We start from the raw sequence: 16,695 nt of genomic DNA on the forward strand, positions 1-16,695 counted from the left end.
GCCGCGCCCCCGCTCAGTGGCCATGCACGATCTCCTCGGAATGGAAGTCCGTCTCCCGCCAGTCGTCCGGCAGCAGGTGGTCCAGTACGTCGTCCACGGTCACCGCGCCCAGCAGCGAACCGCTCTCGTCGACCACCGGTACGGCGACCATGTTGTACGCGGCCAGGTAGCTGGTGACCGCCGGCAGCGTGGCGTCCGGGCGCAGCGGCGGCAGGTCCGTGTCCACGATCGAGCTCACCAGCGTGAACGGCGGGTCCCGCAGCAGCCGCTGGAAGTGCACCGTGCCCAGGTACTTGCCCGTCGGCGTCTCGTCCGGCGGCCGGCACACGTACACCTGCGCGGCCAGCGCCGGCGACAGGTCCGCCTGCCGTACGCGGGCCAGTGCGTCGGCGACGGTCGCGTCCGGGCGCAGCACGATCGGTTCGGTGGTCATCAGACCGCCCGCGGTGTTCTCCTCGTACGACAGCAGGCGGCGCACGTCGGCCGCGTCGTCCGGCTGCATCAGTGTCAGCAGCCGCTCCTTGTCGACCTCCGGCAGTTCCGAGAGCAGGTCGGCCGCGTCGTCCGGGTCCATCGCCTCCAGGACGTCGGCGGCCCGCTCCTCCTTCAGCTTGCCGAGGATCTCGACCTGCTCGTCCTCGGGCAGCTCCTCCATGACGTCCGCGAGCCGGTCGTCGTCGAGGGCGTTGGCCACCTCGGCGCGCCGCTTCGGCGTCAGGTGGTGCAGGACGTTCGCGACGTCGGCCGGGCGCATCTGCTCGAAGGTGGCGACCAGGTTCTCGGCGCCCTGCCCGTGCTCCTCCAGCGAAAAGCCGGTCACGGCCGACCACTCGACGGTCAGGGTCTCGCCGCGCCGGCGCAGCGCGCCGCTCTTGCCCTTGCGTACGAAGATCTTGTCGATCTCCCAGTCGCGGCGGGCCGGCAGTTGCTGGATGGCCACGTCCAGGACGGTGACCTCCTCGCCGCCCGCGACGAGCTTCACCCGCCGGTCCAGCAGTTCGCCGAGGATCAGCCGCTCGGTGGGCCGCTGCTCGAAGCGCCGCATGTTGACGACACCGGTGGTGATGACCTGCCCGGACTCCACGCCCGTCACCCGGGTCATCGGGAGGAAGATCCGGCGCCGGCTGACCACCTCGACCACCAGGCCCAGGAGCCGCGGCGGACGGCCGCCGACGCGCAGCATCGCGACGAGGTCGCGGACGCGGCCGACCTGGTCGCCGGCGGGGTCGAAGACGGGCACACCCGACAGATGCGAGACGAAGATCCGTGGGGCGCCACCAGCCATGCGAGCGCCTCCTAGTGCGTCGATCCTCAGTCCTACCGCCCCTCAGGCTAGCCCGTGCCGCTGGAGAGCGTCCTGGTGGGGCGGTCCGCCCGTGGGTTGCGCGGCGACGGGCGACCGGGCGGCTTACCGGGCGCGCTACCGGGCGGCCGGCCGGGAGGGCCGACCACCCGCCCGGCGCCGGAGCTACGGCCGGGTACGCTGCCTGCTGCTCGAAGACGCACGACGAGAGGCACCTGCCCGTGACCGCCTACCTCCCCGCCGCTCGGCTGCGCCGGGCGGCCCTCGCCGGTGTCCTGTTCGCTGGCCTGGCCGTCACCGGCACGGGTTGCGGGGCGGACCCGGACGAGGGCACCAACGGGGTCGGCAAGCTCACCGCCGACCAGATCGAGGACAAGGCGAAGGCCGCGGCCGGCGCCGCCGCCTCGGTGCACCTGTCCGGCACGCTCGTCAGCGGCGGCAAGTCCTTCGCGATCGACCTGCGGCTCGGGAAGGACGGCGGCTCCGGCGAGGTGAAGCTGCAGGAGGACACCTTCCAGGTGCTGCGGGTGGGGGAGCAGCTCTACCTCAAGGCGAGCGCCGCTTTCTGGGGGAAGTCCGACTCGGCCGGCAAGCTCGGCGACAAGTACGTGAAGGTGCCCGAGAGCGACCCCACTTACAAGCAGTTCCGCGGATTCACCGACATGCACGTACTGCTCGACGGGCTGCTCGGGCTGGACGGGAAGCTGACCAAGGGCGAGTACACCAAGATCGGGCCCACCCGCGCGGTCCCGGTCACCGCGGACAAGGGCAAGGGCGGCAAGCTGTCGGTCTCCCTGGAAGGGACCCCCTACCCGCTGCGCCTGGAGCGGGCCGGCGGGGCCGGCCGGGTCGACCTCGCGGAATGGGGCAAGACCTTCCCGCTGGAGGCGCCCGCGCAGGACCAGACCGTCGACTATGGGTCCCAGATGCCGACGACCAAGGGCCAGAGCGGGGGGCCCGCCCCCGGCCCGAGCCCGAGCAAGGGCTCCGGGCAGGGCTCGGACCCTACGAAGTAGCGTCCTGGCGGGCCGTCTTCTTCCGCCGGAACAGGAGCTTCGGCAAGGCGGCCGGGACGGGCCGGCGGGTGACCGCCGGCGAGCCCAGCGGGACCGCGGCCAGCGATCCGCCGGGCAGGTCCGTGCTCGCCGTCACCGGTTCGAGGCGCAGCAGCCGGCACTCGCGCGCCCACCGCTCGGTCATCTCCTCCGAGTCGGGCGCGTTCAGCCGCTTCCCCTTCAGCTCGGCGACGGCTGCCCGCCACTGCTCGCCGAGGGGGTCGAGCTCCTGCACGGTAGCGGTCCAGGCGACCAGCCGGCCGCCCTTGTCCTTGCTGCGCACGGTCACCTCGGCGGACCCGCCGTCCGTGAGCCCCGGGAACGGCTGCTCCCCGGGCCCGTCGCCCAGCACGTGGGCCGCGCCGTCCACCCAGGCGTGCCACAGGGCCCGGTCGGCCCCGGAGCCGCGGACCCAGATCAGGCCGGACTTCTTGGTGGCCTCCTCGACGAGGGCGAGGTCGAGCGTGCTGAGAGTCATGCGCAACAGAGTAGGGGGTGCCCGGGCGGCGGCTAGAGCCAGCCGTGGCGGCGCAGTGCCCGGTGGATGGTGAAGCAGGACGCGGCGATCGCGGCCATCACCATGGGGTAGCCGTAGCGCCAGTGGAGCTCCGGCATGTGCTCGAAGTTCATCCCGTAGACCCCGCAGATCATCGTCGGGACGGCGATGATCGCAGCCCAAGAGGTGATCTTGCGCATGTCCTCGTTCTGGGCGACGGTCGCCTGCGCGAGATTGGCCTGGAGGATCGAGTTCAGCAGTTCGTCGAAGCCGATGACCTGCTCGTGCACCCGAGCCAGGTGGTCGGCGACGTCCCGGAAGTACTTCTGGATGTCCGGGTCCACCAGTCGCATCGGGCGCTCGCTCAGCAGCTCCATCGGACGCAGCAGCGGGGAGACGGCCCGCTTGAACTCCAGCACCTCGCGCTTGAGCTGGTAGATGCGGCCCGCGTCGCCGCCGCGCGCACTGCCCTTGGCGGGCGCGGCGAAGACCGCGCTCTCCACCTCGTCGATGTCGTCCTGGACGGCCGCCGCGACCGCGATGTACCCGTCGACGACGTGGTCGGCGATGGAGTGCAGGACGGCCGAGGGACCCTTCGCGAGCAGCTCGGGGTCGTCCTGGAGACGATGGCGCAGGGACCGCAGCGAGCCCTGGCCGCCGTGCCGGACCGTGATGACGAAGTCGGGGCCGGTGAAGCACATCACCTCGCCGGTCTCCACCACCTCGCTGGTCGCGGTCAGTTCGGCGTGCTCCACGTAGTGGATCGTCTTGAAGACGGTGAAGAGCGTGTCGTCGTAGCGCTCCAGCTTCGGCCGCTGGTGCGCGTGCACCGCGTCCTCCACGGCGAGCGGGTGCAGGCCGAAGGTGGCGGCGATCCCCGCGAATTCGGCTTCGGTCGGCTCGTGCAGGCCGATCCAGGCGAACCCGCCGTCCTGGCGGACCCGGGCCATCGCCTCACGGGGCGTCAGGCAGGCCGACCCCAGGGCGCGTCGGCCGTCGCGGTACACGGCGCAGTCGACGACCGCACTGCTCGCTGACGGGTCGCGGGTGGTGTCGTAGCCGGGCAGGACGGGCGTGGGCCTGCGAAGGGCCGGACGTACGGCGGCACGCAGGTAGGGCAGCATCGACATGGCAGGCTCCTTCGCACGCACGGCTGCGGACCGTACGGGTGGGAGGTCCCTTCCGGATGGCACGGCCGCGGCGGGCGGGCAGGCCCGGGCGGACGGAAGGAACAGGACGGGAGGACAAAGTTCTGCCGTCGCTCTTCGACTGATCAGATGATCAAACGGGCGGGAACGTGCCCGTACGGGGAGTGGAAGAGCGGTTTGTACTGCACGATCGACTTCGATCCATTGCAGCCCCACCTCCTCCGGCCGGTCCTCCGTGGAGGACGTCCTGTCGCCGGACGCCCCGAAACGCCCCCAGCTACCGCTGGGAGGTGCCCCCATGCTGAGTGTGGCCCCGACCAGCGGTCAACATTATCAGCCGACGGATGGTCAAGACCCGCCCTTTACCCGCCTCATACGAGTTCTATGCTCGCTTCATGGCAGAAATTCTGGCTCTTGTGGAAGCCCGGCTGCGCAGCGCGCTCGGCGAACCCGACGCCCGCGCCGCCGTCACCTTCCTCGGCACCGACCGCATCGAGGTGCTCCGCTTCGCCGAGGGCGACCTCGTGCGGTACGCGACCCTCGGCATGTCCGCGCTTCCGATGTCCGACCCGACCGTCGTGGTCGCCGACCCGCTGCGCGGGCCGCGCGCCGAGCTCGTACTGACCGTCCGCGCGGGCCTGGCGCCCACCGACAAACTGCTGCGCCCGCTCGCGGTGCTCGGCGCCTCGCCGCAGGTGGAGGGGCTGGTCGTGACTCCCGGCGCCTCGCTCGACGTGGGCGGGCCGCTGTGGGACGGGGCCCCCTTCACCTCCGTGCTCGTCGCCGAGCCGGGCGGGCTGGTGGAGGACCTCGAACTGGACGCGCCGATGGACCCGGTGCACTTCCTGCCGCTCTTGCCGATGACGGCGAACGAGGCCGCCTGGAAGCGGGTGCACGGCGCTGCGGCGCTCCAGGAACGCTGGCTGTCGCACGGTACGGATCTGCGGGATCCTCTTCGTACCGCCGTGGCGCTGGACTGACACATCCGGACGGGTGATCGTGTCTTGACGGGGCGCCGGGCGGGGAGGAGCGTGGCCTTTTATGAGGGGCGAACCAAGTTGCCCGAAGTGCGGTGGCCGGGTCAGGGCGCCCGGGCTCTTCTCCGACTCGTGGCAGTGTGCGCTGCACGGCACGGTGCACCCCCTGCAACCCGTCATCCCGCCCAGCGTCGAGGGCCTGGGCGTGGTGGTGAACCGGGCGAAGGTGCCGGTGTGGATGCCGTGGCCGCTGCCGGTGGGCTGGCTGTTCACCGGGGTGGCGGCGGCCGGTGACGACCGCAGCGGGGGCCGGGCGACCGCGGTGGCCTGTTCGGGCCCCGGACCGCTCGGTGGGATCGGCGAGCTGCTGCTGGTCGCCGAGGAGTTGGGAGTCGGCCTCGGCGCGCGCTACGCCGGGATCGACGGCCCCGACCCCGGTACGTACATGGACGTCTCGACCCCGCCGCACGCCAAGGTCGTCGCGGCGGGCCGCCCGACACCGCTGTGGCACGTGAAGGGGGCCCCGGACGACCGGGCCGTGTTCGCCGGCGAGGCGTGCGGGCTGTGGTTGTGGGCCGTCGTCTGGCCCGAGCAGTCGGGCCTGCTGATGTACGACGAACTGGTGTTGACGGACCTGCGGGACGCGGGAGCCGAGGTCGAACTCCTCCCGTGCGGCGCCCTGAGCCCCCGCGTCCTCGGTCCGTAGGGCCTCCTCGCGGGGGCCCGGCGGCCGGCGGCATGGCACCCGCGCGGCGGGCGGGCGGTATCCTGGGGTGTCCCCCCGTACCCGCGAGACCCCTGGAGCACCGGCCGTGCGCATCGACCTGCACGCCCACTCCACGGCTTCCGACGGGACCGACACCCCCGCCGAGCTGGTCCTGGGCGCGGCCGCCGCCGGGCTGGACGTGGTCGCACTGACCGATCACGACACCGTCGGGGGATACGCCGAAGCCCTTGCCGCACTGCCGCAGGGGATCACCCTCGTCACCGGCATGGAGCTGTCCTGCCGTCTCGACGGCATCGGGATGCACCTGCTCGCATACCTCTTCGACCCGGAGGAGCCCGAGCTCGCGCGCGAGCGGGAACTGGTCCGCGACGACCGCACCCCCCGCGCCCACGCCATGATCGGCAAGCTCCGGGACCTCGGCGTCGACGTCACCTGGGAGCAGGTGGCCCGGATCGCCGGCGAGGGCTCCGTCGGGCGGCCCCACATCGCCACCGCCCTCGTCGAGCTGGGCGTCGTCCCCACCGTGTCCGACGCGTTCACGCCGGACTGGCTCGCCGACGGCGGCCGCGCGTACGCCGAGAAGCACGAGCTCGACCCCTTCGACGCGATCCGCCTGGTCAAGGCGGCCGGCGGGGTCACCGTCTTCGCGCACCCCGCCGCGGTCAAGCGCGGCCGCTGCGTCCCCGAGTCCGCGATAGCCGAGCTCGCGTCCGCCGGACTGGACGGGATTGAAGTGGACCACATGGACCACGACGCCGACACGCGCGGGCGACTGCGCGCCCTGGCGGGCGAGCTCGGGCTCCTCACGACCGGATCCAGCGACTACCACGGCAGCCGCAAGACCTGTCGCCTCGGGGAGTACACGACGGACCCCGAGATCTACGGCGAGATCACGCGCCGCGCGACGGGGGCCTTCCCCGTTCCGGGCGCCGGCGGAGCGACCGGCGCGTAAGCGCGCCCGTCCGCCCTTTCTTCTTCCTTCGTAACACCCCTCTCTCCTGCAAGGCATCACTGTGTTTGACTTCGCCGTCTTCGGATCCCTATTTCTCACGCTTTTCGTGATTATGGACCCCCCGGGGATCACGCCGATCTTCCTCGCCCTGACCTCCGGCCGCCCCGCCAAGGTGCAGCGCCGCATGGCCTGGCAGGCCGTCTGCGTGGCCTTCGGCGTCATCGCCATCTTCGGCATCTGCGGCCAGCAGATCCTGGACTACCTGCACGTCTCCGTCCCCGCGCTGATGATCGCGGGTGGTCTGCTGCTCCTGCTCATCGCGCTCGACCTGCTCACCGGCAAGAACGACGAGCCCAAGCAGACCAAGGACGTGAACGTCGCCCTCGTCCCGCTGGGCATGCCACTGCTGGCCGGCCCCGGTGCGATCGTGTCCGTCATCCTCGCCGTGCAGAAGGCGGACGGGGTCAGCGGGCAGCTCTCGGTCTGGTCCGCGATCATCGCCATGCACGTGGTGCTGTGGATCACGATGCGCTACTCCCTGGTGATCATCCGGGTGATCAAGGACGGCGGCGTCGTCCTCGTGACGCGTCTCGCCGGCATGATGCTCTCCGCGATCGCCGTCCAGCAGATCATCAACGGCGTGCTCCAGGTCGTGCACGGCGCCTGACCGCCGCCGCGTACACGAACGCCCCCGCACCGGATCGGTGCGGGGGCGTTTCGCTCGTGCGTGTGGAGTGTCAGGAGGACGCGCTCTCGGCCGGTCGGATCAGTATGCGCTGGCCTATCGCGGCCGCGTGCTGCACGATCCGGTTGACGGAGGCCGCGTCCACGACGGTGCTGTCCACGGCGGATCCGTCGACGTCGTCCAGGCGCAGAATCTCGAAGCGCATGGGGCTTCTCCCTTCGTCAGTGTTCTCCTTGCACTGTTCCAACGAAGTGTAAGAGGCAAACATTCCCTACGCTAAGGAAATTTTTTCACTGGCTAACTAACCGTGCGGGTGGGCGTCCCAAAACGCGGCCAGCGCACCCGCCGTGACCTGCGGATCCTCCGCATTCGGCGAGTGCTCGGCACCCGCCACCACCACCCGCTCAGCACCCAGGCGATGTGTCATGTCGTCCATCAGCGGGACCGGCCACGCGTAGTCGACCTCGCCCGACAGCACCAGCTTCGGCAGGTCCACACCGCTCAGCCCGTCCACCCGGTCCGGCTCGGAGACCAGGATCCGGCCCGTGGCGATCAACTGCTCGGGCACCGTCGCCAGCCACCGCCCGCGCAGGAACTCCGCGAGCTCGGGGGAGTCGGGCACCGCGTCCTCGGGGTCGAAGGACCGCATCGCCGTCCACACCCCCGGCATGTCCTCCCGCATCGCCTCCAGCGCCGCGACCAGCAGCTTCGTACGCTCCTGCTGCTCCTCGGAGATGGCGGCGGGCCCGCTGCTCATCAGGGTGAGGGAGGCGAAGGGCGCCGCGTCGCGCAGTACCGCGGCCCGCGCGATCAGCCCGCCCAGCGAGTGGCCGACCAGGTGGACCGGCGCCCCGTCCAGCGCGGCGGTCTGGGCGAGGACGTCCAGGGCCAGCTCCTGGAGGGCGTACGCCGACTCCTCGCGCGGGCCGGGACTCTCGTGCTGGCCGCGCCCGTCGACGGCGACGACCCGGTACCCCGCCGCTGCCAGCGGCTCCAGGAGCCCGATGAAGTCCTCCTTGCTGCCCGTGAAACCGGGGACCAGCAGGGCGGTGCCGCGGACCGGCTCGCCGGCCTCGTGCACGGCGAAGTCGCCGCGGGCGGTGGACAGGAGGTACGCGCGGGCACCGGACGGCAGCGTGAGGCGGGGCGGCTTGCTCATGGCCAGAGGTTACCGGTCCGTAGGGGCGTGTCCAGTCGGGGTACGCAGGTGGCCCCGGCCCCCTCGGAAGGGGACCGGGGCCACCGGACGGCGGAACGCGGATCAGGCCTCGGTGGTCTCCGCGGCGGCCTTGCGGGTCCGGGTGCGCTTCGGCTTGGCCGGAGCTTCCTCGGCGACCGCCGCGGCCGGGGCCTCGACGACCGCAGCGGCGGCCTTGCGGGTCCGGGTGCGCTTCGGCTTCGCCGGAGCCTCCTCGGTTGCCGCGGCGGCCTCGGCGACCGGGGCGGCCTCCGCGACCTTGCGGGTCCGGGCGGGGGCCCGGCGGGCCCTGACCGGCTCCACCGGCGGGGCCACCTGGAAGTCCGGCTCCGGCGCCGCGTCGACGACCTTGCGGGTCCGGGACCGGCGGGCCACGACCGTGGCCTCCGCGGCGGGGGACTCGGCGATCGGGGTGACCTGGGCGAGGACGGGCTTCTGGGTCGGGACCCTGCGGGCCCGGACCGGCTCGGCCTTGACCGCGTCGGCCTTGACCGGCTCGGCCCCGGTGGGCTCGGCCACGACCGGCTCGGCCACGACCGTGGCCTCGGCGACCTTGCGGGTCCGGGTCCGGCGGGCCTTGACCGGGGCCTCCGCGGCCGGAGCCTCGGCGGCCGGCGCGACGGCGACGGCCGGGACCACGACCTCGGCGACCGCGACCGCGACCGGAGCCTCGGCGACCGGGGCCACGGCCACCGGAGCCTCGGCGGCCACGGCGGCCGCGGCGGCCGCCGTCGTCACGGAACGCGTCCGGCGGCGACGCGGCTTGCGCGGCTCTTCGGCGGCCGGGTCCTCGGGAACCTGTGCCACCGCAGTGACGGCGGCACCGTCCACCGCGACCTCGGCGACCTCGGCACCGCCGCGCGTACGGCGGCGCTGGCGCGGGGTGCGCGTACGGGCGGGACGCTCCTCGGCAGGGGCTGCCGCGGCCGGGCCGCGACCGCCACGGCCACCGCGGCCGCCGGTCTCGCCCAGGTCCTCCAGCTCCTCGGCCTTCAGGCCGGCCCGCACGCGCTCGGCGCGCGGCAGGATGCCCTTGGTGCCCGCCGGGATGTGCAGCTCCTCGAACAGGTGCGGCGACGTGGAGTACGTCTCGACCGGGTCGTGGAAGTCCAGCTCCAGCGCCTTGTTGATCAGCTGCCAGCGCGGGATGTCGTCCCAGTCGACCAGGGTGACGGCGGTGCCCTTGTTGCCCGCGCGGCCGGTGCGGCCCACGCGGTGCAGGAAGGTCTTCTCGTCCTCCGGCGTCTGGTAGTTGATGACGTGGGTGACGCCCTCGACATCGATGCCGCGCGCGGCGACGTCGGTGCACACCAGCACGTCGACCTTGCCGTTGCGGAACGCGCGCAGCGCCTGCTCGCGCGCACCCTGGCCCAGGTCACCGTGGACGGCACCGGACGCGAAGCCGCGCTTCTCCAGCTGCTCGGCGATGTCGGCCGCCGTGCGCTTGGTACGGCAGAAGATCATGGCCAGCCCGCGGCCCTCGGCCTGCAGGATGCGGGAGACGAGCTCCGGCTTGTCCATGTTGTGCGCACGGAAGACGTGCTGCTTGATGTTGGCGACCGTCACGCCCTCGCCCTCGGGCGAGGTGGCGCGGATGTGCGTCGGCTGCGTCATGTACCGGCGGGCCAGGCCGATGACGGCGCCCGGCATGGTCGCCGAGAACAGCATCGTCTGACGCTTGGCCGGGAGGTAGTTGATGATCTTCTCGACGTCGGGCAGGAAGCCCAGGTCGAGCATCTCGTCGGCCTCGTCCAGGACGAGGGCCTTGACGTGCGACAGGTCGAGCTTGCGCTGGCCGGCCAGGTCGAGCAGGCGGCCCGGGGTGCCGACGATCACGTCGACGCCCTTCTTGAGCGCCTCGACCTGGGGCTCGTACGCGCGGCCGCCGTATATGGCGAGGACGCGGACGTTGCGGACCTTGCCGGCGGTCAGCAGGTCGTTGGTGACCTGGGTGCACAGCTCGCGCGTCGGGACGACGACGAGGGCCTGCGGGGAGTCGGTCAGCTGCGCGGGCGTGGCCCGGCCGGCCTCGACGTCCGCGGGGACGACGACCCGCTCCAGCAGCGGAAGGCCGAAACCGAGCGTCTTGCCGGTTCCGGTCTTCGCCTGGCCGATGACGTCCGTGCCGGAAAGGGCGACGGGGAGGGTCATCTCTTGGATCGGGAAGGGGGACACAATGCCGACGGCCTCAAGGGCTTCGGCCGTCTCGGGAAAGATCCCGAGGTCTCGGAACGTAGTCAGGGTGCTGCCTCTTCTGTGAGACGCGGCGCGAGGCGGCGAGGGGGGTCGTACCGTGCCTGGCTGCAGTACTGCGCCCGCCCAGATTCGGGCAGGTCGTACGAAGCTGCGCGGGACCACTAGCCTTCGCTCAAGCGCTCGTGCCGCTGAGGGGGCCCCTCGTGGAGAGGCGGTACGCATGGACGTACGCATCACGCCGAGGGCGGTCGGGTGGAGCCGATCGGGCCACCGACCGGGCATCCTCATTCGGATGGCCCGCCGAGTATCCGGCAGGCGCATTACCACTGTACCCCGGAATCGCGCAGGTGTGTCGGGTGAATTCACCTGGTAGTCGCGTTTAGGCAGACCGGCAGTGACCTGATGCGATGCTTTGAGCGCCCTTCCGGCGGGCTATTGTGCGGAGCATGTCGACCGTTGAAAACGCATCGCCCTCCGACGACAGCGCCGCCGCCGAAGCGACCGGGATCGCTGCCCAGGACTGGGCGGCCGCCTCCGCCTCGCCGCAGTACCGGGCCGCCGTCGTGGACCTGCTGGGCGCGCTCGCGTACGGAGAGCTCGCGGCCTTCGAACGCCTCGCGGAGGACGCGAAGCTCGCGCCCACCCTCGACGACAAGGCCGAGCTCGCGAAGATGGCCTCCGCGGAGTTCCACCACTTCGAGCGGCTGCGCGACCGGCTGGCGGCCATCGACGCCGATCCCACCGCCGCCATGGAGCCCTTCGCCAAGGGCGTCGACGACTTCCACCGCCAGACCGCGCCCTCGGACTGGCTGGAGGGCCTGGTCAAGGCCTACGTCGGCGACTCGATCGCCAGCGACTTCTACCGCGAGGTCGCCACCCACCTGGACAGCGACACCCGCGCGCTCGTCGTGAGCGTGCTGGACGACACCGGCCACGGCGGCTTCGCCGTCGAGAAGGTGCGCGCCGCCATCGAGGCCGACCCGCGCTGCGGCGGCCGGCTCGCGCTGTGGGCCCGCCGGCTGATGGGCGAGGCGCTCTCGCAGGCACAGCGCGTCGTCGCCGAGCGCGACGCCCTCTCCACCATGCTGGTCGGCGGCGTGGACGGGATGGCCGCAGGCTTCGACCTGGCGGCCGTCGGCGAGATGTTCACGCGGATCACCAAGGCGCACACCAAGCGGATGGCCGCACTGGGCCTCGCCGCCTGACCGTCCTACCTGCTCGGCCCACCCCGCTCGTACGCCGGCCCCGGCGCGGAATTCCGCGCCGGGGCCGGCGTACGTCGTCAGTCGGAGGAGTCGGAGGAGTCAGACGAGTCGGAAGACCGGTCAGCCCTGCGACGGAAGTGAAAACGGAGTCCGGTGGGAGGGCCGCCGGGGCCCCGAGGCGGGGCGCAGCAACAGCGACAGCACCACCGCGGACACCAGGACCGAGCCGACCAGCGTCGCGGTCAGCGTGTTGTGCCCCGGGCCGAGCGCGAACTGCGTCAGGTACGCCCCGAACAGGGCTCCCAGCACCCCGCTGACCAGCACCATCCTGGGGGACGGCAGCCGCCGGGGCAGCACTCGCAAGGCCACTCCGGCAAGGGCGAGGCCCAGGAGGGCGGAGCCGAGCGCTTCCATCAGCAGCATGTGGGCCTCCCGCGGGTCAGGGGCAAACCGGTTCACTGCGGTCCTACCCGAAGCGGAAGAAAGGGAAACGGCCCGGTGGGATCAACCACCGGGCCGTTCCACTCAGTTCTCGGGTGCGTCAGAGCGCGCCGAAACCGACCTTGCGCACGCTCGGCTCGCCCAGGTCGACGTACGACAGGCGGTCTGCCGGCACCAGGACCTTGCGGCCCTTGTTGTCGGTGAGGCTCAGCAGCGGCTCCGAACCGGTCAGCGCAGCGGTGACGATGCGCTCCAGCTCCTCGGCGCTCAAGTCGCTCTCCAGCACGATCTCCCGGGGTGCGTGCTGCACGCCGATCTTGACCTCCACGGCTTTGTCCCTCCGATGGTCGGTTGTGCGCGATCAGCCGCGCCGTACCCGGTCCACATTAGCCCGGAGAGGGGACGCGGATGCGGCGCTCAGGCCACGCTCGCAGCGAACAGCGGCCGGTCAGGCCCCGCCGGCCCCGTCGGCCTCCTCTGTCGGGGTCAGGCCTGAGCCGCCGGCCCGCCCTCGGTGCCGTGCAGCGGGAAGCCGGCGATGCCGCGCCAGGCCAGCGAGGTCAGCAGGCCCACCGCCGTGTCACGGGCGACCGGGCTCTCGCTGGAGAGCCAGTACCGGGCCACGACCTGCGAGACCCCGCCCAGGCCCACGGCGAGCAGCATCGACTCGTCCTTGGACAGGCCGGTGTCCTCGGCGATGACGTCGGAGATGGCCTCGGCGCACTGGAGCGAGACGCGGTCGACGCGCTCGCGCACCGCGGGCTCGTTGGTCAGGTCGGACTCGAAGACCAGCCGGAACGCGCCGCCCTCGTCCTCCACGTACGCGAAGTAGGCGTCCATGGTCGCGGCCACGCGCAACTTGTTGTCGGTCGTCGACGCCAGGGCCGTCCGCACGGCGAGCAGAAGGGCCTCGCAGTGCTGGTCCAGGAGCGCCAGGTAGAGGTCGAGCTTGCCCGGGAAGTGCTGGTAAAGGACGGGCTTGCTGACGCCGGCACGCTCGGCGATGTCGTCCATCGCCGCCGCGTGGTACCCCTGCGCAACGAAAACCTCCTGGGCCGCACCCAGGAGCTGGTTGCGTCGGGCTCGGCGCGGCAGTCGCGTGCCCCGGGGACGCGCTGCCTCCGTCTGCTCGATGGCTGTCACGCCGCCTCCCACTTTCTCTAAGAACACAGTGCGCTCTGCGCCGCGCCGCCATCGTACTTTTCGGTAACCGAATCTGTAGGGTCGAAGCCGAGTTTTCTCGCTGTACGGACCGCCCGGAGGCGCTGGTCAGCGGCGCTCGGCAGGGGTACCGGGCGGTAGCCGGAGCTGGTCAGCGGTAGTCGTCCTCGTCCAGGGTCACCACCCGCGCCTGCTCGACGGCGTCCCCGTCCGCGGCCTCGTCGCGGTCCACCCCCGTGACCCGGTCATCGTCGTCGGGCTGCAACTCGGCCAGCTGTTCCGCCGCATCGGCCTCGGGCGCCTCGGCGTCGAGGGACTCCCGGAAGCGCTCCTGGAAGGTGTCCGGCTCTGCGGGGTCGACGGTCATGTGGCTCCCCTTCTTCCCTCTCCCCTCGCGGGTGTGCCTCACCTACGAGCCTAGGAGGATCGCGGATACCCCGCTACGCGGATCCCCATGCATCTGTGATGCCGAACACAAGAGTCCGGACGTGATCGTCTCGTAACATTGGCCGCATGTCTTCGACCGAGCTGCCGGGTGTGCGATCCACATCCGAGGCGTCCTCCCAGGTGGGAGCCGTCCACGTCGCCGAGGGGGAGCAGCTGCGCACCGTGGTGCTGCCCGGACTGGAGCTCGCCGTCCGGTCCCGGCCCCCGGCGTGCACGGGTCTGCCGCCCGCTCTCTTCGTCCACGGACTCGGCGGTTCGTCGACGAACTGGTCGGACCTCATGGTGCAGCTGGAGGACACCGTCGACGGCGAGGCCCTCGACCTGCCCGGCTTCGGCTGGTCCCCGCCACCCGCCGACCGGGACTACTCGGTCACGGCGCTGGCCCGCGCGGTCATCCGGCACCTCGACGCCGCCGACCGCGGCCCCGTGCACCTGTTCGGCAACTCCCTCGGCGGCGCCGTCTCCACCCGCGTCGCGGCGGTCCGCCCCGACCTGGTGCGCACGCTCACGCTGGTCTCGCCCGCACTGCCCGAGCTGCGCGTGCAGCGGTCGGCCGTCCCGACGGCCCTGCTCGCCGTCCCCGGGACGGCCTCCCTGTTTCTGCGGCTGACCCGCGGGCTGACCGCCGAGGCGCGCACCCGAGGGGTGACGGCGCTCTGTTACGGAGACCCCTCCCGGGTGACACCGGAGGGCTTCGCCCACGCCGTCGAGGAGATGGAACGGCGGATGGCCCTCCCGTACTTCTGGGAGGCGATGAGCCGCTCCTCGCGCGGCATCGTCGACGCGTACACCCTCGGCGGGCAGCACGGGCTGTGGCGCCAGGCGCAACGGGTCCTCGCCCCGACGCTGTTGGTCTACGGTGGCCGGGACCAGCTGGTCTCGTACCGTATGGCGCGCAAGGCGGCGGCGGCCTTCCGGGGTTCGCGGCTGCTGAGCCTGCCCGAGGCCGGGCACGTGGCGATGATGGAGTACCCCGAGGTGGTGGCGGGCGCCTTCCGGGAACTGCTGCACGACACCGACCGGGAAGCCCAGGGCATCCGGGACATCCGAAATTCTGAAGACGGCAGAGGCTGAGGACCGTGGGACGACATAGTCGCAAGGGGCCCGCTCCGGCCCCCGCCCCTGTCCACCCGGCGCCGGCGGCGGAGCCCGCAGCGCCGTTCCCGTACGAGGAGCCCCTCCCGTACGAGGAGCCCCTCCCGTACGAGGAGCCCCTCCCGTACGAGGAGCCCCTCCCGTACGAGGAGCACCGTCCGTACGAGGAGCAGCCCCCGTACCAGCAGCACCGTCCGTACGGCGGGCAGCGCGGGTACGAGGAGCCGCGCGGCGGCCACCCCGAGCAGCGCGAGCCCGGCGGCGCCTGGGGCGCGGGGCCCGACGCGGTCTACGGGGACTGGCACGGCGTCCCGCGGGCGCGGCGTTCGGCCGCAGCCGTCCTGGACACCGACACCCAGGCCTTCGGCACCCCCGCGGCCGGCTTCCCGCAGGTGACGCTCCCGGCGCCCGCGCCCGCGCCCGACCCCTTCACTTCCACCGGTTCGCACCACCGCGTGCCCGGTCCGCGTACGCCGGTGGAGACGGCCGCCCCGACCCCGCCGGCGGCGCCCGCCGCTCCCGCCGGGCCCGCGGCCCCCGCCGAGGAGCAGCCCCGCTCCGGTCGCGGGCGCAAGGTCCGTACGTACACGGTGGCCGCCGCGGCGGTCACCACCGTGCTCGCCGTCGTCGTCGCCGTGCAGGTGAACTCCGACGGGGACAGCGGCTCCTCGCCCACCGCGCGGGCCGCCGGCGACAACGGCAAGCGCGCCCAGCCCGGCAGCTCCGCGGCCTCCCGCTCCGACGGCCGGGCGACCCCCGCCGCACCGGCGGCACCCGCGGTGGAGCTGTCGTACGAGCAGAAGATGGCGCAGCAGTTCCCCATCGACGAGAAGCTGAAGGGCTCCGGGGCCTTCGACACCGTCCCCGGGGTGGCGCCCGCGCCCGGCAAGGGCAAGAAGGTCCGCTACCGGGTCGACGTCGAGCAGGGGCTGGGTCTGGACGCGCAGCTGTTCGCCGAGGCCGTGCACCGCACCCTCAACGACGACCGCAGCTGGGGTCACGGCGGGACGAAGACCTTCGAACGGGTGCCGGGCGGCGACGCCGACTTCGTGATCACGCTGGCCAGCCCCGGCACCACCGGCGTGTGGTGCGCCAAGTCCGATCTGGACACGACCGTCGACAACGTCAGCTGTGATTCCGCCTCCACCGAGCGCGTCATGATCAATGCGTTCCGCTGGGCGCAGGGCTCGACGACGTACGGCGCGGACCAGATGTTCGCCTACCGGCAGATGCTCATCAACCACGAGGTCGGACACCGCCTCGGCCACGGGCACGTGAACTGCCAGACCCCGGGCGCACTCGCGCCGATCATGCAGCAGCAGACGAAGTCCCTGGACATCGGCGGAATCCAGTGCAAGGCCAACCCCTGGGTGTTCCCCGGGAATTGATGGGCACTAGGTCGTGAACTGCGCCTTCGTGCGCCCGAGTTCAGCGGCGACGGGCCCGGCTCCGCGTTCGACGTGACGAACCGGGCCCGGGTCTCGGTGCTGCTGGCCGCCGTACCGGCCCTGGACCCGGGGCTCGCCGCCGCGCGCCGCCCTCGCGGCAGCGGCCCCTTGCGCAAGACGAGGGGCGCGAGGGGTACGAGGGGCCACGAGAGGTACGAGGG

The 16,695-nt window shown here is 72.2% G+C and carries 18 protein-coding genes; 8 read left to right on the plus strand and 10 right to left on the minus strand.

The genetic code is table 11. The annotated features are described in order from the left end of the window. Nucleotides 1–13: 13 nt before the first annotated feature. Nucleotides 14–1,285 carry a magnesium transporter MgtE N-terminal domain-containing protein gene (locus tag OG974_RS26975; protein WP_327285269.1) on the minus strand — a complete coding sequence of 424 codons (1,272 nt, stop codon included), beginning with the start codon at nucleotides 1,283–1,285 and terminating at the stop codon, nucleotides 14–16. Between the two features lie 239 nt (nucleotides 1,286–1,524). Here OG974_RS26975 and OG974_RS26980 point away from each other — a divergent pair, with 239 nt between their 5' ends. After that, the gene (locus OG974_RS26980) at nucleotides 1,525–2,319 is read left to right on the plus strand and encodes a hypothetical protein (protein WP_327285270.1); all 795 of its coding nucleotides are present in this window, start codon (nucleotides 1,525–1,527) and stop codon (nucleotides 2,317–2,319) included. Here the strand turns inward: OG974_RS26980 and OG974_RS26985 are convergent. Together OG974_RS26985 and OG974_RS26990 are read right to left on the minus strand one after the other, a co-directional pair. After that, nucleotides 2,309–2,836 carry a hypothetical protein gene (locus OG974_RS26985; protein ID WP_327285271.1) on the minus strand — a complete coding sequence of 176 codons (528 nt, stop codon included), beginning with the start codon at nucleotides 2,834–2,836 and terminating at the stop codon, nucleotides 2,309–2,311. The two genes, OG974_RS26980 and OG974_RS26985, sit on opposite strands and share 11 nt — an antisense overlap. 32 nt (nucleotides 2,837–2,868) lie before the next feature. Further along, entirely contained in the window at nucleotides 2,869–3,984 is a 1,116-nt protein-coding gene (locus OG974_RS26990; protein ID WP_327285272.1) for a magnesium and cobalt transport protein CorA, read from the minus strand. Nucleotides 3,985–4,397: 413 nt separating this feature from the next. Here OG974_RS26990 and OG974_RS26995 point away from each other — a divergent pair, with 413 nt between their 5' ends. From OG974_RS26995 to OG974_RS27010, 4 genes are all read left to right on the plus strand, one after another. After that, the gene (locus OG974_RS26995) at nucleotides 4,398–4,982 is read left to right on the plus strand and encodes a suppressor of fused domain protein (RefSeq protein ID WP_327285273.1); all 585 of its coding nucleotides are present in this window, start codon (nucleotides 4,398–4,400) and stop codon (nucleotides 4,980–4,982) included. 61 nt (nucleotides 4,983–5,043) lie between these two features. Beyond that, a complete protein-coding gene (locus OG974_RS27000; RefSeq protein WP_327285274.1) occupies nucleotides 5,044–5,685 on the plus strand; it encodes a DUF6758 family protein in 642 nt (213 codons plus the stop codon). 106 nt (nucleotides 5,686–5,791) lie between these two features. Beyond that, nucleotides 5,792–6,658, plus strand: coding sequence for a PHP domain-containing protein (locus tag OG974_RS27005; RefSeq protein ID WP_327285275.1), 867 nt, complete (start codon nucleotides 5,792–5,794; stop codon nucleotides 6,656–6,658). 61 nt (nucleotides 6,659–6,719) lie between these two features. Next, nucleotides 6,720–7,325 carry a MarC family protein gene (locus tag OG974_RS27010; RefSeq protein WP_327285276.1) on the plus strand — a complete coding sequence of 202 codons (606 nt, stop codon included), beginning with the start codon at nucleotides 6,720–6,722 and terminating at the stop codon, nucleotides 7,323–7,325. A gap of 70 nt (nucleotides 7,326–7,395) precedes the next feature. On the opposite strand, the gene OG974_RS27015 is transcribed toward OG974_RS27010, so the two are convergent. From OG974_RS27015 to OG974_RS27025, 3 genes are all read right to left on the minus strand, one after another. Then, complete coding sequence (locus OG974_RS27015) at nucleotides 7,396–7,548, minus strand: hypothetical protein (RefSeq protein ID WP_327285277.1); 153 nt, start codon at nucleotides 7,546–7,548, stop codon at nucleotides 7,396–7,398. Nucleotides 7,549–7,644: 96 nt separating this feature from the next. Next, on the minus strand, nucleotides 7,645–8,502 hold the full coding sequence (locus tag OG974_RS27020) for an alpha/beta hydrolase (protein ID WP_327285278.1): 858 nt from the start codon (nucleotides 8,500–8,502) through the stop codon (nucleotides 7,645–7,647). Nucleotides 8,503–8,604: 102 nt separating this feature from the next. Further along, nucleotides 8,605–10,692, minus strand: coding sequence for a DEAD/DEAH box helicase (locus tag OG974_RS27025; RefSeq protein ID WP_329314467.1), 2,088 nt, complete (start codon nucleotides 10,690–10,692; stop codon nucleotides 8,605–8,607). Nucleotides 10,693–11,183: 491 nt separating this feature from the next. Here OG974_RS27025 and OG974_RS27030 point away from each other — a divergent pair, with 491 nt between their 5' ends. Further along, nucleotides 11,184–11,942, plus strand: coding sequence for a ferritin-like fold-containing protein (locus OG974_RS27030; protein ID WP_327285280.1), 759 nt, complete (start codon nucleotides 11,184–11,186; stop codon nucleotides 11,940–11,942). A gap of 120 nt (nucleotides 11,943–12,062) precedes the next feature. Here OG974_RS27030 and OG974_RS27035 read toward each other — a convergent pair whose 3' ends face one another. The 4 genes from OG974_RS27035 to OG974_RS27050 all read right to left on the minus strand — a co-directional run bounded on the left by OG974_RS27035 (nucleotide 12,063) and on the right by OG974_RS27050 (nucleotide 13,911). Beyond that, entirely contained in the window at nucleotides 12,063–12,365 is a 303-nt protein-coding gene (locus OG974_RS27035) for a hypothetical protein (protein ID WP_371644708.1), read from the minus strand. A 118-nt stretch (nucleotides 12,366–12,483) separates the two neighbouring features. Continuing rightward, the gene (locus tag OG974_RS27040; RefSeq protein WP_030153467.1) at nucleotides 12,484–12,711 is read right to left on the minus strand and encodes a DUF3107 domain-containing protein; all 228 of its coding nucleotides are present in this window, start codon (nucleotides 12,709–12,711) and stop codon (nucleotides 12,484–12,486) included. A 158-nt stretch (nucleotides 12,712–12,869) separates the two neighbouring features. Beyond that, nucleotides 12,870–13,526, minus strand: coding sequence for a TetR/AcrR family transcriptional regulator (locus OG974_RS27045; protein ID WP_327285281.1), 657 nt, complete (start codon nucleotides 13,524–13,526; stop codon nucleotides 12,870–12,872). A gap of 169 nt (nucleotides 13,527–13,695) precedes the next feature. Continuing rightward, nucleotides 13,696–13,911, minus strand: a complete 216-nt coding sequence (locus OG974_RS27050; RefSeq protein ID WP_327285282.1) for a hypothetical protein — start codon at nucleotides 13,909–13,911, stop codon at nucleotides 13,696–13,698. A gap of 146 nt (nucleotides 13,912–14,057) precedes the next feature. Here OG974_RS27050 and OG974_RS27055 point away from each other — a divergent pair, with 146 nt between their 5' ends. Beyond that, nucleotides 14,058–15,065, plus strand: coding sequence for an alpha/beta hydrolase (locus OG974_RS27055; RefSeq protein ID WP_328763575.1), 1,008 nt, complete (start codon nucleotides 14,058–14,060; stop codon nucleotides 15,063–15,065). A 5-nt stretch (nucleotides 15,066–15,070) separates the two neighbouring features. Further along, nucleotides 15,071–16,474, plus strand: a complete 1,404-nt coding sequence (locus tag OG974_RS27060; RefSeq protein ID WP_371644711.1) for a DUF3152 domain-containing protein — start codon at nucleotides 15,071–15,073, stop codon at nucleotides 16,472–16,474. The last annotated feature ends 221 nt before the right edge of the window (nucleotides 16,475–16,695 follow it).

The sequence above is a fragment of the Streptomyces sp. NBC_00597 genome (assembly GCF_041431095.1).
Taxonomy (GTDB): Bacteria; Actinomycetota; Actinomycetes; order Streptomycetales; family Streptomycetaceae; genus Streptomyces.

Excerpts from the sequence above, each read along its gene's own strand:
- OG974_RS26975 (WP_327285269.1), bottom strand. The coding sequence starts at position 1,285 with ATGGCTGGTGGCGCCCCACGGATCTTCGTCTCGCATCTGTCGGGTGTG.
- OG974_RS26985 (WP_327285271.1), bottom strand. The coding sequence starts at position 2,836 with ATGACTCTCAGCACGCTCGACCTCGCCCTCGTCGAGGAGGCCACCAAG.
- OG974_RS26990 (WP_327285272.1), bottom strand. The coding sequence starts at position 3,984 with ATGTCGATGCTGCCCTACCTGCGTGCCGCCGTACGTCCGGCCCTTCGC.
- OG974_RS26995 (WP_327285273.1), top strand. The coding sequence starts at position 4,398 with ATGGCAGAAATTCTGGCTCTTGTGGAAGCCCGGCTGCGCAGCGCGCTC.
- OG974_RS27000 (WP_327285274.1), top strand. The coding sequence starts at position 5,044 with ATGAGGGGCGAACCAAGTTGCCCGAAGTGCGGTGGCCGGGTCAGGGCG.
- OG974_RS27015 (WP_327285277.1), bottom strand. The coding sequence starts at position 7,548 with ATGCGCTTCGAGATTCTGCGCCTGGACGACGTCGACGGATCCGCCGTG.
- OG974_RS27020 (WP_327285278.1), bottom strand. The coding sequence starts at position 8,502 with ATGAGCAAGCCGCCCCGCCTCACGCTGCCGTCCGGTGCCCGCGCGTAC.
- OG974_RS27025 (WP_329314467.1), bottom strand. The coding sequence starts at position 10,692 with ATGACCCTCCCCGTCGCCCTTTCCGGCACGGACGTCATCGGCCAGGCG.
- OG974_RS27030 (WP_327285280.1), top strand. The coding sequence starts at position 11,184 with ATGTCGACCGTTGAAAACGCATCGCCCTCCGACGACAGCGCCGCCGCC.
- OG974_RS27035 (WP_371644708.1), bottom strand. The coding sequence starts at position 12,365 with ATGCTGCTGATGGAAGCGCTCGGCTCCGCCCTCCTGGGCCTCGCCCTT.
- OG974_RS27050 (WP_327285282.1), bottom strand. The coding sequence starts at position 13,911 with ATGACCGTCGACCCCGCAGAGCCGGACACCTTCCAGGAGCGCTTCCGG.
- OG974_RS27055 (WP_328763575.1), top strand. The coding sequence starts at position 14,058 with ATGTCTTCGACCGAGCTGCCGGGTGTGCGATCCACATCCGAGGCGTCC.